Genomic DNA, 254 nt, shown 5'->3' with positions numbered 1-254 from the left:
GTTACTTCAGGGAATATAGCAAATGATGCAGTAACTACAACAAAGTTATTAGATGAGTCCGTTACTACAGCAAAAATTGCTGATGGTACAATAGTAAATTCAGATATCAGTTCATCTGCTGCAATAGCTTACAGTAAACTTAATCTTGAGAGTTCGATAACTGCTTCTGATTTAGCTGACGGAGCTGTGACTAGTACTAAAATTACTGATTCAGCTATAACTTCAGGTAAAATAGCCGACGCGGCTGTAACTTC

At 37.0% G+C, this 254-nt stretch carries 1 protein-coding gene; it reads left to right on the top strand.

Translation table 11 applies throughout. From position 1 onward, the window contains the following. On the top strand, positions 1-254 hold a 254-nt coding region (locus AAGV28_RS15445; RefSeq protein ID WP_373407647.1), incomplete at both ends, for a hypothetical protein.

The sequence above is a fragment of the Flavobacterium zubiriense genome (assembly GCF_041729725.1).
Classification (GTDB): domain Bacteria; phylum Bacteroidota; class Bacteroidia; order Flavobacteriales; family Flavobacteriaceae; genus Flavobacterium; species Flavobacterium zubiriense.
This window is presented reverse-complemented; position numbering and strand designations above follow the sequence as displayed.